At 46.6% G+C, this 13037-nt stretch carries 14 protein-coding genes and 2 pseudogenes; 1 reads left to right on the plus strand and 15 read right to left on the minus strand.

Annotated features, from left to right (window positions below):
* Positions 1-46: 46 nt before the first annotated feature.
* From GGC63_RS30515 to GGC63_RS30575, 13 genes and pseudogenes are all read right to left on the minus strand, one after another.
* Entirely contained in the window at positions 47-1030 is a 984-nt protein-coding gene (locus GGC63_RS30515) for a ribose-phosphate diphosphokinase (protein ID WP_079912189.1), read from the minus strand.
* A gap of 130 nt (positions 1031-1160) precedes the next feature.
* Positions 1161-2594, minus strand: a pseudogene (locus GGC63_RS30520) (MDR family MFS transporter); the annotation flags it as partial.
* A 297-nt stretch (positions 2595-2891) separates the two neighbouring features.
* Positions 2892-4124, minus strand: coding sequence for an MFS transporter (locus tag GGC63_RS30525; RefSeq protein ID WP_079912187.1), 1233 nt, complete (start codon positions 4122-4124; stop codon positions 2892-2894).
* 4 nt (positions 4125-4128) lie between these two features.
* The gene (locus tag GGC63_RS30530; protein ID WP_192705499.1) at positions 4129-4974 is read right to left on the minus strand and encodes an rRNA adenine N-6-methyltransferase family protein; all 846 of its coding nucleotides are present in this window, start codon (positions 4972-4974) and stop codon (positions 4129-4131) included.
* A gap of 262 nt (positions 4975-5236) precedes the next feature.
* The gene (locus GGC63_RS30535) at positions 5237-5737 is read right to left on the minus strand and encodes a GNAT family N-acetyltransferase (protein ID WP_192705500.1); all 501 of its coding nucleotides are present in this window, start codon (positions 5735-5737) and stop codon (positions 5237-5239) included.
* A gap of 5 nt (positions 5738-5742) precedes the next feature.
* A complete protein-coding gene (locus tag GGC63_RS30540) occupies positions 5743-6573 on the minus strand; it encodes a sugar phosphate isomerase/epimerase family protein (RefSeq protein WP_192705501.1) in 831 nt (276 codons plus the stop codon).
* A gap of 76 nt (positions 6574-6649) precedes the next feature.
* A complete protein-coding gene (locus GGC63_RS30545) occupies positions 6650-6982 on the minus strand; it encodes a hypothetical protein (RefSeq protein ID WP_192705502.1) in 333 nt (110 codons plus the stop codon).
* A 20-nt stretch (positions 6983-7002) separates the two neighbouring features.
* Positions 7003-7731: a DUF4145 domain-containing protein gene (locus GGC63_RS34730; protein ID WP_225948603.1), complete on the minus strand. Its 729-nt coding sequence runs from the start codon at positions 7729-7731 to the stop codon at positions 7003-7005.
* A gap of 40 nt (positions 7732-7771) precedes the next feature.
* The gene (locus tag GGC63_RS30555) at positions 7772-8446 is read right to left on the minus strand and encodes an HNH endonuclease (protein ID WP_192705503.1); all 675 of its coding nucleotides are present in this window, start codon (positions 8444-8446) and stop codon (positions 7772-7774) included.
* 1 nt (position 8447) lies between these two features.
* The gene (terS, locus tag GGC63_RS30560) at positions 8448-9197 is read right to left on the minus strand and encodes a phage terminase small subunit (protein ID WP_192705504.1); all 750 of its coding nucleotides are present in this window, start codon (positions 9195-9197) and stop codon (positions 8448-8450) included.
* 279 nt (positions 9198-9476) lie between these two features.
* Positions 9477-10037 carry a tyrosine-type recombinase/integrase gene (locus GGC63_RS30565; protein WP_192705505.1) on the minus strand — a complete coding sequence of 187 codons (561 nt, stop codon included), beginning with the start codon at positions 10035-10037 and terminating at the stop codon, positions 9477-9479.
* Positions 10038-10461: 424 nt separating this feature from the next.
* Positions 10462-10710: a hypothetical protein gene (locus GGC63_RS30570; RefSeq protein ID WP_225948604.1), complete on the minus strand. Its 249-nt coding sequence runs from the start codon at positions 10708-10710 to the stop codon at positions 10462-10464.
* 101 nt (positions 10711-10811) lie between these two features.
* A complete protein-coding gene (locus GGC63_RS30575) occupies positions 10812-10952 on the minus strand; it encodes a hypothetical protein (protein WP_192705506.1) in 141 nt (46 codons plus the stop codon).
* 120 nt (positions 10953-11072) lie between these two features.
* On the opposite strand from GGC63_RS30575, the gene GGC63_RS30580 reads away from it, so the two are divergent.
* Complete coding sequence (locus GGC63_RS30580) at positions 11073-11543, plus strand: hypothetical protein (protein ID WP_192705507.1); 471 nt, start codon at positions 11073-11075, stop codon at positions 11541-11543.
* A gap of 221 nt (positions 11544-11764) precedes the next feature.
* On the opposite strand, the pseudogene GGC63_RS30585 reads toward GGC63_RS30580, so the two are convergent.
* A pseudogene (locus tag GGC63_RS30585) lies at positions 11765-12220 on the minus strand (phosphoadenosine phosphosulfate reductase family protein); the annotation flags it as partial.
* A gap of 12 nt (positions 12221-12232) precedes the next feature.
* Positions 12233-12721, minus strand: coding sequence for a hypothetical protein (locus GGC63_RS34735; RefSeq protein ID WP_225948605.1), 489 nt, complete (start codon positions 12719-12721; stop codon positions 12233-12235).
* Between the last annotated feature and the right edge of the window lie 316 nt (positions 12722-13037).

Genomic DNA, 13037 nt, shown 5'->3' on the forward strand with positions numbered 1-13037 from the left:
GCCTGCCAAACAGATAGGCAAACTCTCTCTTCCATTATGCTGCGTATCATTGATCAAAGGAACAGGTGATGACTTTATCGGGAACCCTGTCGAACAAAGGACTTAAAGACTCCCGGTTATGAATTCGGCTTATGGCCTCCCCGAACAGTGGCGCGACGGAGACCAGCTTAAACTTGTTGGAATGGACCAGATGAGGATTGTCCACGGAATCGGTGCTGATTACGAGCTCGATGGGGCTGTTGTCGATTTTTCGTACGGCGGCTTCGTTGAGAACCAGATGCGATAAGCATGCGAGGACTCTTGCTGCGCCCCGTTCCACCAGCAGCTTCGAAAGCTCGATCAACGTGCCGCCGGAAATGGAGAAATCATCGACGATGATCGCCGTTTTTCCCTCAACATGACCGATGAGCTCCAAAATCTCAGCTTTCTCATCGTGACCCTTCCGGGTCTTGTCCCCAATGGCAAGCGACGTACCCAGGTAATCTGCGTATTTGCGCGCCTGCTTGGCAAAGCCCGCATCCGGAGACACGATAATCGGGTCGGCTAGTTGCATCCGGGCTATCGTTTCACATAGTACAGGCAGGGCAAAAAGATGGTCTACCGGCTTTTTGAAAAAGCCCTGGATTTGGTGGCTGTGCAGGTCCATCGCAACGACCCGGTCCGCGCCGGCCATTTCAATCGCTTCCGCGCACACCCTGGCTCTGATGGAGACTCGGGGCTCGTCCTTCTTATCCCCCTTGGCGTAGCTGAAGTAGGGCATTATGACCGTCACCGTATTGGCGCTCGCTCTCTTGAAGGCATCGACCCAAAACAAGATCTCCACAAATTCATCGTTTGGCCTGAGGCCGATGGACTGTACCAGGTAGACGTCCTTATCCCGAACGGTCTCCCTGATCCTGACGAAGGTGTTGCCTTCGGAGAAGGTCAACGTTTCCGATTGCCCGACTTCGACTCCCATATACCGGCACATCTTGTCCGCAAAGGCTTTCCCGGAGCTTCCGGCGAATATTTTGATCTCACCAATCTTCATAAGGCCCTCCTTATTTAGCTGCAGCTGAATTCATGTATAATTATTCCATATAAACCCAGATCATGGAGTGACAATATGATGAACGATTGCCGCCGCTTCAAAGAACGGACCCTCCTGCTGTGCTGGCCGGTCAGGCTTTCGCTTTTTCCGTCTCCTGCTCCGGTTTAAACTTGGGAATCCAGAAGGAAATAAGCAAGCTGAGGACAGCTAGTCCTGCAATAATCAAGAACACGCCATGAATGCCTCCGGCAAGAATGGCAGGAGGAACCTCTTCGCCTGCTTTGGCGTAAGTTCCGATACGTTGATTCAGGAACGTTCCCAGCACCGCAACGCCCAAGGTCTGCCCCAATGTGCGCAGAAATGTATTGGAGGATGTAGCCACCCCGCGCAAATTCCATCCCACGGCAGATTGAACCACAATAGTAAAAATCGTCATCGATAAGCCGAAGCCAAGCCCTGATATAAAGATCATGATCAAGATAACCCAGCTAGGTGTCGAAATGGTTATAAACGTCAAGGAAAGAGTGCTGACAACCAGAAGAAATATTCCCATCAGGGATATCAGTCTGGAGCCCAGCCGGAGCAAGAGACGGCTTCCAACCATAGCGCCTATAGGCCATCCGATGGACATCGGCATAAGAATGAATCCCGAGAACATAGCTCCTTGCTGAAGAACTCCTTGAATCCATAGAGGAAGATAAGCCGTGATCCCGATCAGAATGCCGCTTGCCAGAAACGAGACGACATTGGAAATCGTAACCTCCCGATGATGAAACAATTGTACCGGGATCATCGGCTCCGGATGCCGCATCTGAATCCAAACAAACGAGATGAGAAATACGACCGAAACCGCGAGTAAAATATACATTGGAGCGGAATTCCACGACAACTCGTTGCCGCCGGAAATCAGCGCATAGAGCAGCGCCGTCGTCCCGACCGTAAAGGTTACAGCCCCGCCGTAATCGATTTTACGCTTCCGTTTTTCAAGATTTTCTTGCAGACTCTTCGCGATAATGAACATGGAGATGATTCCAAAAGGAAGATTCATGTAAAAGATCCAATGCCAGCTGACATAATCGACGAGAAAGCCGCCGACAAGCGGACCGAAAATACCGGCGATCCCCCATACCGAGCTGAACATTCCCTGGACCTTGGACCGCTGTTCAAATGTAAAAATATCGCCGATGATCGTGAAGGTAATCGGCACCACGGCCCCCGCTCCGATCCCTTGAATGGCGCGGAACCAGATCAGCTGCTGCATCGTCTGAGAAAGTCCACACAGCATGGAGCCCAATAAAAATAAGGAGGTTCCGATTAGGAACACCTTTTTGCGGCCGAAAAGATCCGCTAATTTACCGAAAATCGGAGTGGTGACCGCCGATGTTAGCAGGTAGATGGCAAACACCCAGCTGATAAGCTCCATGCCTCCCAGCTTTTTAACAATGGCGGGCATCGCAGAGCTGATGATCGTTCCTTCAATAGCTGATAGAAACGTTGCGATTAATAGCGCTGCTGTAATTTTGCGCTGATATGCATTCATAGCGTCTGCCTCCTCTCGTCTGACTGAACGCGTTGAGTCCCGTAAGGCAACATATAAGCATCATCCATTTCTTTCTAATATCTCCTTAACCACCCGGGTTATACCGGTTCATTTTGAGAAGCAGCTGTAACTGCTCGTACAGGGACCGGGGTGGTAAATTTATGCAGTTATAATATTGATAACGGCGGAAGCCTTCAATCGGCTAAAGCATCTCCCAGTACATCCTTCTTGGCTGCCTTATTAAGTCCAGCGTTACGATCTGACTTCATCCGGGCGCCCTCTCCTTCATTACGGTCTAGATCTCCTCTTCATCTACCCGTTTTATACGACTTCCTTCTGTTCCCGCAGGCGCAGGTACAGAATCCCGCAGGTAACCGAGCACAAGAGCGCCAGTACGGCTATAAACCCATACCCTGCCTGAAGCCCGATAAGCTGGCTGTCCGCGGTGTCACGCATAGAGAACATGCTGCGGACCCCATCGATGATATATCCTATCAGAAGATTGCCGATAACACTGGCAATTCCCATCAGCGTGACGGTAAACGTGATCGCGGTATCCACGCCCTTCCCGTATCGCTTGGCCAGCAGCGCCATCACAGTCGGATAGATCGGGGCAATGCCGATTCCGGCGACGGCAAACAAGATGGCGGCTTTTTCGCCGAGTACAATGGCCGCCAGGCTGCACAAGCCTGAGAATGCGGAAAATATCATGATGGACATCGTATATCCGATCTTATCGGTAACAGGTCCGAGAAATAAACGGGAGAGCATGAAGAAAAGGAAGAAAACCGACAGCATGCGTGAAGCGTCCTCTATCGGCCATGCATATGCTCTTTCCAGGAAATAAACCAGCCAGCTTCCGACAGCAAGCTCCGATACGACCCCGAAGGACAGGACGGCGACGATAAGCCAGGCGACAGGATCAGCGACCAGATCGCGAAAGGAGCTGTTGGCCCCCTCCTCCTGATTCCCCGTCGGAAACCGGCCCAGCAGCGAAGGAATGACGGGCAGCAAGGATAAAGACAGCATGATCAGGTACATCCCGCGCCATCCCAGCTCGCCGCCCATCACATGCCATCCCATAAGGGAAGCCGCAATGATCGGGGCTACCGTCGAGCTGAGTCCATAAAAGAAATGGGCGAGATTCATCATCATTCCCGTATTCCTGGTAAAGATACGCGCCGCCATAATCGCAAGACCGATTTCCAGCATCCCGTTCCCCAGATACATCACAAAATAAGCGGCGGACAAAAAAGGATAGGAGGTGGAGAGATACATCAATACGCCCGAAACCGCCATGGATACAAAGGCGATGATTCCCGTCCATCGGATCCCTATTTTCCTTGATAAAATAGAAGTATAAGAGCAGGCAGCCAAATAGCCAAGCGAATTTAAGGCCAGGAGCCATCCCAGCTGCGCTTCATTCAAGCTGAAATCAGCCTGCATTCTGGGAATGGCCGGACCTTTAATATTTTCCGAAAATCCGAAGATCAGAAAGCCTCCGAAGACGACGATAAGCAGCAGTATCGTATTGTAGCGACTGTATTTTTCCAAAGCGCTAAGCCTCGCTTTCTACACAAGACAGACTCTTTTTCCGGGCCAAGTACACCGCGGTCACATACGCCTTGCGGATGGGCTGATCGCAGCCGGCCAGCAGGTTCGCCAATTCCTCTGAAAGCCGCTTTTTACTAGAGTCGTCAAGCGATAAATAAGAGGATTGCGTCTTAAACGCTTGCAAATATTCGTCCGGTGTTTGCTCCGTCATCCACTTGTGCTCAAATGCCTCACAGAAGGTAAAGTAACCGCTATGATCGATCTCGTTAATTCGCTTCTGCCTTCGCTCTTGTCTGGATGGATAGTGAAATGATTTGTCTGAATACCGCTCCAGCAGTTCGTAGGACTTGACTATGATATCCGGCGTATCATCCGTATGCTCGTGCCACATCAAGGCAAGAAAGCCATGATCCACCAGCAGGTCGGAGCATTTCTTATACTTTACCTGCTTATCTATCCAATGGAAGGCTGCAGCCGAATAGATCAGCCTGGGCTGGGGTACCGTATCCGATTCCCATGTTTCAAACGGGCTCACGTCTACCGTCACTTGCGGATATCTCTCACACTTCCGCTTTAAGATAGCGGCAAGCTTCTCTCCAAGCTCGATGCAATGAATGGAAAGCCCGCGCTCGGCAAACGGCAATGTCGCCTGCCCCGTGCCCGGTCCTATCTCGATCAGCTGGTCCCGCTCCGTCACCCCGGTCTTGTTAATGATCCAGTCAATCACCGATGAATCATAAGGAGGCCTCATTTCGTCATACAGCTGCGCGTCCGTATTGAAGGATTCATTTCTTCTCAGAAGATTCACCTCGCCGTCTGGAAATTCGTGGACATTTATTATACCATACAACCGTCATCTTCATCCTATCCCCGTTTCCTCATTGTACTGCTTGACCTTTCTGGTAAAAGCGTTCCTGTTTTCAGCCGGATACAGCTTCATCTTCCTTTTCCCGGGCAATAAAAGACCGCCTTGGAGGGGCGGTTCTATACCCGTTTATTCCACAGCCGGTATTTCCAGTAATAATACGCCGGCAGCACGGCAAGCGCTGCAATGGCTCCAACTTTCCAAATCATCCGTTTTCACAGCCTTTCTGCATGGATTACGTATCATTCTACGTAGTCACAATGCGATATTCATAAAAAGCGGTAGGGTATTGTCCAAGCACAACTCTTTCCCTTACTCTCTTAAAGCCTTGCTTCTCGTAAAACTGGCATAGCTTAGACCTATCCGCAGCACAATCGAGTCTGATCCAGGCTTTGCCGGCGCATTCGGCGTGAGCTTTGGCCCAATCCATCATATGCTCGGACACGCCTTGCTTGGCATACTTCCTGCGAACGGCAAGCTTGTGCACAAACAACGAGTCCTTCTGTTCCAAATCCGGCCACAGCATAGCGTCCTCCTCCTGGAGAATCATCGCGGCTGCCGCTTCACCGTTACAATATCCTATGTACATATCGTCTAGCGAATGATGCTTCAGCAGTCTCTCTGCGGACAGCTGGCTGTCGCTCCACATCTCCCGTCCGCCTTGCTTCAGCCATAAGGCCGCTTCCCGGAGAATGGACAGGAAGTCCTCCAGCTCGTTCGAAGCTGTCTTCCTGACCTCTAAGTCCACAGGCGTCATCTCCCCTCCGCAAGCTTCCGGATCCATTCATAGCCGCTTTGGATGAAAGCTTTATCATGCTGGCCATGCGGTGTATGCTCGAATATAAAGACGACATCCTCACATTCGGCTAAAAAACGAATCAGCTCTTGAATCGGATATTGCCTGCCATTCGTTTCGTGGGACGGATGAACGGGAATCCAGTGGTAATGCCCCGGCACAAGCTCTACATTATGCAGATGAACCGACTTGATGTGGTTCCTCCACTTGGCCAGATAAGAGAGAATCCGATCTCCCGTCGCCATGAGGTAATCGCCAATATCAATGCACAGGGAAATACTGTATTTCTCCCACACCTCGACAGGAAAATGATGCAGATACTCTATCCCGACGGCAGAACGGTTCCATCCAAGCTTGGGCTCGCACACCAAAGGAATCGAATACTTTTCCTGCAGCGAATGTAATCTTTGCAAGCCTTGTTCGATGAGTACATGAACGTCTTCCGTAGGGGGAAGCTCTTCTTTAAAATAAGGAAAATGGACCAAAACGTATTGGGCACCCAGCCGCGACAATTGGCAGACTTCGGCTTCCAGCCGCTTCCACGCCTCCTCAGGCTCCATATAGACGTGTTGAATCAAGTCATATTTGCTCCCGCTGCGAAGCAGGGGAGAATGAACGCCATACGGCACTCCCTTCTGCCGGGCCAATTCGAGAAATTGTTCAAATGCCCGCTCGTCAGGAAATTCTCCTATTTCAATCTGATCTATATCATCCCAAAATAGCTCTTCCAAACGTTCCGGGTTGGATAAAATGGTACTTCCTGAAACGCCGAACTTCGGCTTGCCCACAGTCCTCACCTCTTTCAACCCATATAAATCCAATAGTACCATACGATTGAAACGAAGAGAACTTTTCTTCTGTCCGCTAGCTGCCAAATGCCATTTTCACAATATCCAGCACCCACTTCATTTCTGCGTACAAACCTGCCAGGATAAGACCCGTCAGTACATAATCTCTTGTTCGTAATCCTTTCCAATAGATTTGATATGCGCCCAAAGCCAGCATTTGCAGAACACAGAGTATAAAATAAACAGCCTGGAACCGGAAGCCGACCATGGAAACGGCTACCCAGCCAAGTGCTACGTATAGGAACATCCACAGCCAGCCTAAGTAATAAAGGATGATAATCTCCCCATTCTTCTCTCCTTTAGCGAGCCTTCTTTTTTTGCCAGCCCATACGGTTATTTGTCTTTCCAAAAAAAATAATGACCCGGGGGTCATCGTCTTCCTAACATTTCTTGTTTACCTAGTTCACGTAGCCGATCGTTTAGTTTATCTCTCCGCTCTTGAAGTCTAACCGGTTGAATAAAGGCAAAATCAAAAAGTGCTTCTAATACTTCAAGTAGCCATTCTGCTTCCCCATCTTCCACCTCAATGATTTGGCCAGTTTGAGTGCTTTTCAGAGGATGAGCTGCATAATTTCCTATATTTCTGATGGCATCTACGGAATCAGCTAAGTAAGATGGAACATTTGGTAGGCTGATAAACTCTTCAATTTCTTGGTAAAGGTCCCTTTTACTTATGCTAAATTCTTCTCGCAGTATTTCTTGTAACATCCTTCTACATATAGCTGCACTGGCTTTAGGGCTTATACGAAGAATCATTGCAGCTTCATTAAAATCCTTCCTATACTTCTCAGGAATTTCTTTACCTAAATCAGCACCGCTTGACTTAGGATATATCATTGTTTCACTTTCCAATGCGTCTACATAGTATGGGTTAAAAGGATTATTACTATCGTAATCAAGTTCCCCTGTCCTCAATAGAATTATAGCCTCATTGCAATCTGGACATGTGAACCCTTTTACCTCGCGCCCCTTAGTAACAGCCTCATCATCATTTGAAGTCACAAAAGAAATTGATTTTGGTCTTTGAATCTTAAAGTGAACACCGCAATGTGGACAAAGCATTTTCATCACCCTATACTTTTTACCTAATATTAACATGAGGTAGACTCAATGAAAAAGGTAAAAGTATTACGAGATGTTATTTCTGATAGTTTTCAAACCACTTATCAATGTACCCGCGCCATTCCGCTTGTCTATGGCGTCGGTCATTGTCAGCTGCCAGCCTTGCCATGCATTCATCTCGACTGGCCTCACAGAAGATCATCTCAGCGCCAAGGTCTTGCGCCATACGCTCACGCTTGAAACGTTCTGGAAAGCCACCAATCACCCAAGCATTTCCCCACTTACCCAGCCTTGTCTTGATATTATCGATCAAGAGGCCAATCACATTATTGAATAGCACATCCGGCTTATCGTAATAGGGAAGCCCTGACACGGCTTCATAGAGTGCGTCCATGTCAACGACCAAATCCCCACGCTGCAGCTGCTGCCGAACAAATTCCTTTTTGCCGGACATTGGTGGACCATAAACAATAAAAACGCTCTTAGTTTTTTGGAAGCCAAAGCGTCCGTGTTCCTCATTATGGCAGTCGCTGCATACTAGCTCGACCATTTCAGGGTTCAAGCTGATATTGTAATCATGAACGTTTTCCGGTGTAAGCTCTGTTTTATGGTGGCCGATTATATCGATGGTCTTTAAAATAATGCGGCTGCATCGTTGGCATCGATTACCCCTTTCATTGATAAGACCTAACCGGAAATTGCGCCATTTTGTAGAGGCGTAGAAAGTTTGAAGTATGCTGTGCTTCGCCATATCACCATGACTGCTCCTCCATTTTCTTAATTTCAAGCTGCGCTTTTTTCATTCGCAAATCTGCTTCCTTCTCAAGCATCGGCTTCATACTTAGCTTAAAGTTTTGGTCAATGAGCTTTGACTTCTTGTCCTGGACTCGGGTCAAAGCTTCTTCGATTGCAAGTATGCGTTCGAGCATTTGAGGGGTTTTTACGATCTTCTCAACCTCACGGAATGCCGGCTGCTTTATTTGCATTTGCGATACATTGCCCAATTCATTGATGATTGTGACATCGGTAGTTTCCTCATCGATCAGCTGGCTTATACTGATTAACTCTTCGGCATCCCAGCCGTTCAGAATTTTGGCCCGGAGTTGAAGCATTCGCCGCTCGCGGAGTTCCAGCAACCGAATTTCGTTTTCATTCTGCTTGATCGGGTCAGTTTCTACTTCCATCAAACGAATTTGTTCTTCAGGTTCAAGAGCATCCAGCCAAATCGTTTCATACTCCCCATGTCTAAGTGCATGCTTGTTTCTTTCGGGTCCTCCCTTGCCGCCCCTGTTACCAAGAGCATTTTTATTGCCATCAGGAGCACCGCGCCGACGAGGACCAGGATCAGGTCGTTCTTCCCAATTATCGATGTGTTTCCACTTACGAATCATTTCTGGCCTGACGCCGAGTTCCTTAGCAATCGAAGAAAGCTTTCTCTTACGATCACCCTCACACCATAACTTGAATGCCTTTTCCAGGTTAGGGCTTCTTTCTCGTGACATTACATCAACCTCACCTCCTTTATAGCCATTTCAGGCTCCGAAATTGCCCGTATAACGTGAATTGAGTCACTTTTTGCCTATTCGGTACGCTTTTCTTTCTTAGAATCGATCCTGAAAAGCCTGCTTTTAGGCCCCGTTTTCCATTAAATATTGTCAGTTGAGTGAACCATAATTAATATTCTGTTGCACTCGCTAAAAAGACGTTTTTCTTGCTATTTATGACTTCTTCTCGCTTTCAGAAAATGAGTGCAACAATGTTGTAATTATGTTTCACTCAAATCATGGAAGTTGGGCAATTGCGGCATCCATCATGTCCTGAGTGACTCTAATATTGTCCAAAGTGTAGGCCGGATCACGGTGTCCAAACATTTTCATTAGTAACGCTAAATTCTTGGGGTCCTGCTTATATAATTGGTAGGCCCATGTCTTCCGAAGTGTGTGACAGCCGATTTCTTTTAGCCCGAAATGCTTTGCTGTTTTATTAAGCATGCGGTAAGCTGTGCTTCGGTCAATCGGCTGTTTCTTCATAGGAATTTTTTTCTTCGTCTGACGGCTTTGGAAGAGGAAGTAATCATCTGCCATGTCTGCAATATAGCTATCCAAATCCTTGCGGATTCCAGGATGAACTATGAATAGCTTGTCATGGGCGTTCTTCTTTTCCTTCGTTTTTACATGTGTACCGCGCACCATCCACACCCGTAAAGTCAGTAAGTCGGATACGCGGAGACCACTGTATATCCCAAAGCAAAACAATAGAAAATCCCTCATACTTCTCATTTTGAGGTAATACTTAATACCTTCAATGATTGCTGGGTCCCGGATCGGTTGAACAACATTCATTTTTCCCCACCGTCCTTAATACACGGCAGCCGTATGCAGATTTGTTTCGTTCCTTCCCAACGCCCCCACTCGCAACCCTTGCATTTAACCGGTTGCTTTGGTAATGGCGGATCCTTTGAGAGATAAACTCTCATAGTTCGCTTCCCTCCTCTCTTCAATCTCATATAAATAAAAAAGCTGCTCTCTGAGCAGCTCATTAATTGAGTCGTTCCTTCCGCAGCAATACGGAGGAATTCCGTATCACTGTGCAAGGGAAAAAAAGGCAACCAATTTGATCACCCTCAGCTGTTTAACATCTTGAAATTATTGAGCAAGATATAATAATGTATTTGCTACAGATACAACCCCTTCTTCTATTTTTCGATCTATGGTTTTATCGCAATAATTACATACATCCGCTAAATCTAATGATTGTTGCTGCACGCTAGTTTCCTTTTATAAATCTGTACTCAGTAACCGCCTTTACATCATTATGAAGAATCTGGTCAACAGCACGCTCAATGAGATTTGTAAAATTAATTGCTGCTGCCTGCACTTTCTTCATTTCTACAGACTCGGGTGGGTTACTTTCAAGGAGTTTAACGATACACTTTTTCTCTTTATACTGGGACAAATATACTCTGGCACGTTTGATATCAGATGCAGTAGCCTCAGGGAATAATTCATCCATCATAACCAACAATACCCTCACCCTTTATTTATGTTATAATATGGGTGAGAACATACATTCCCCAGCGCCTCCGACCAAGGCACACGCTGGGGAATTCCTTTATTTTAATCACCAACTACTCGATATTTCGGTTCTTCTTTTGTTTCTTCATATTCTTCTGGCTGTTGCTCTTGAAGCTGGACAATTACTCCATGCTCATTTCTTTTGACATACATAACTACTTTCTCCCATTTTCCTCGTTGCATACTATCCCTCCGATATCACTTAGATCAAATTATAATGCTACTATTTACATATTATTATATTAATGGTATATTTTAGGTGATCATCTAATAGATTTCATAATAAATGTTGGAGGTATCTGTATGAAGCTAAAAAAATTATTCTCAGCTCTGATTATTGGTGGAAGTATGATGCTCTTGGCGCAATCAGCTTTTGCATCGACCAACCCGGTAGCATCACCTGAGAGACAACTAAGCGTTCAGGCAAAGGGAAGCGCCAATGCTTTAGTATCAGGTAACATGTGGTTCGAGGTGTATTATCTTCATCCTAATGAATCGATCTCAACTCAAACTTTTGCAACATACGAAGCATATTCCGGACATTATGCGACTTTTAGGGTTTCTCAAATGCCTTCTTTTATTAACGAGACGAATCCTGTAATTAAATACAGAATTGTAAAAGAGAATGGTATCAGTAGCATTCCGCCGTTTACCGTATCAGGACATAGGGCTGAAACATTTAAGGTTTATCTTGAAAAAGGCACATATTTTGTTATAGCTGAAAATATCGGAAATGCCACTGCCGACATCGTCGGTACTCTGGGTGAAAACTAAATAGCCTTATAGCATGTGCAAAAGTGATAGGCATTTATCATTCTTTAGGGAGTGGTTAATGCCTATCTTACTTTATAGATGATTTCTTTAATAATTTCTCTAGTAAGACCTCCTTCATCGTATGAAACACCATAATCCTGACAAAAGCTGCCCCCACAGCCCTTAGTCGGTATTTGAATTATTCTAAACCCTGCCATGTATTTTAATATTCATAATGTTCGTCACTCGCACAATCCGTAAACGCTGGAGCACGTCACTGGCTCTTCCAAAGCTATCATTTTAAAAAGGTCATAATTGTGGCCGCCATAGCTCGTTTTCGACCACTCAACCCAGTCATATATGTTTTTCTTGTCGTCATCATCAAGGGCCGGCAGGAAGGATGAATCTCCTCTCCTAGAAGCACCGGCCACAATACGCTCCCATTCTGCAATCCGTTCTATCTCCTCTGGAAACCTGCGCGAGATTTCAAAGAGCTCGGACTTGTTAACATTTATGCATGGCATGCATCCTACCCGGGACATGCCCTGCATATAGAGCGGATTTGGATCGATTCCATATTTTTTATGGATTGCGAAAACATCCTTGGCGCTCCAGTGAAATAATGGCCTGTAAACTTCATATCCCTCTGGAGTATCTTCTCTCTCGGGAAGTTTCGCACAGGCCGGGCTCTCCGCTGCCCTTACACCCTGCTAGCTGACAACGTGATAACCTTCATCAAACAACGGGAAGTATACTTGCTTGGCAATCGGTATAATTTTCAGGTATTGAGTGCAAAAACGAGCTTTTGTCGATGGAAACCCTCCTTTCCAGATGCAGAGGTCAAGGAAGGGGTTACCAGTAGGAACAAGTGCATTCAATGCCCGCTGGATCGTCGATTCGGTTACCTTAGGAGTCATACCCTTAATGGTTGGCTCCCATCTCCACCCTGCAACACCAAAATACGGTTTATATGGATCGATGGGCTCGGATTCGGGTGGATCGACACATTCGGGGTCGTCCGCATACAGTTCATAATCATCTTTTTTTACCCAAAGCCCAGGTTTATCCTTCTGCAACTTTGTCGGCCATTGTTCGACCACATATCTTTGTAATTTCGGGGCTCCCCGCAAAGTACCTGAATCAGCTTCGAAGCCAAGACCCCACTTTGTGGGGTCAGGTTGTTGAGAAACCCATTTCATATAGAAAAATGCGAAAGGTGGTAGGTGGGGTATCCCTCGTAGGAGCGATAGCGTCCGCCTCCCTCATTATGCTTCACTTTTCTCGTTCAACCTCGCTCATTCGCAGGATTCCATCATCATCGATTTAAAAAAATATTAATGATGATGTTTATACTTGAAGGTATACCCAAAAAGGGCATAGAGAAATAAAGGATTCGAATGAAATCCCATTTATTCTCATATTATGCACCTGCTCCATTCTATCCCTAGGGGTTATCCCTCCCAAGTCTCAACGGGTCTATGCCCTTACATTCCTTCGTTATACCTACCCAGGGGA

The organism is Paenibacillus sp. OAS669, assembly GCF_014873645.1.
Classification (GTDB): Bacteria; Bacillota; Bacilli; order Paenibacillales; family NBRC-103111; genus Paenibacillus_S; species Paenibacillus_S vulneris.

What these genes read in the sequence shown, in the direction of transcription:
- GGC63_RS30515 (WP_079912189.1), bottom strand. Translation starts at nt 1,030, where the DNA reads ATGAAGATTGGTGAGATCAAAATATTCGCCGGAAGCTCCGGGAAAGCC.
- GGC63_RS34730 (WP_225948603.1), bottom strand. Translation starts at nt 7,731, where the DNA reads ATGTTAATATTAGGTAAAAAGTATAGGGTGATGAAAATGCTTTGTCCA.
- GGC63_RS30555 (WP_192705503.1), bottom strand. Translation starts at nt 8,446, where the DNA reads ATGGCGAAGCACAGCATACTTCAAACTTTCTACGCCTCTACAAAATGG.
- terS (WP_192705504.1), bottom strand. Translation starts at nt 9,197, where the DNA reads ATGTCACGAGAAAGAAGCCCTAACCTGGAAAAGGCATTCAAGTTATGG.
- GGC63_RS30565 (WP_192705505.1), bottom strand. Translation starts at nt 10,037, where the DNA reads ATGAATGTTGTTCAACCGATCCGGGACCCAGCAATCATTGAAGGTATT.
- GGC63_RS30570 (WP_225948604.1), bottom strand. Translation starts at nt 10,710, where the DNA reads ATGATGGATGAATTATTCCCTGAGGCTACTGCATCTGATATCAAACGT.
- GGC63_RS30575 (WP_192705506.1), bottom strand. Translation starts at nt 10,952, where the DNA reads ATGCAACGAGGAAAATGGGAGAAAGTAGTTATGTATGTCAAAAGAAAT.
- GGC63_RS30580 (WP_192705507.1), top strand. Translation starts at nt 11,073, where the DNA reads ATGAAGCTAAAAAAATTATTCTCAGCTCTGATTATTGGTGGAAGTATG.
- GGC63_RS34735 (WP_225948605.1), bottom strand. Translation starts at nt 12,721, where the DNA reads ATGAAATGGGTTTCTCAACAACCTGACCCCACAAAGTGGGGTCTTGGC.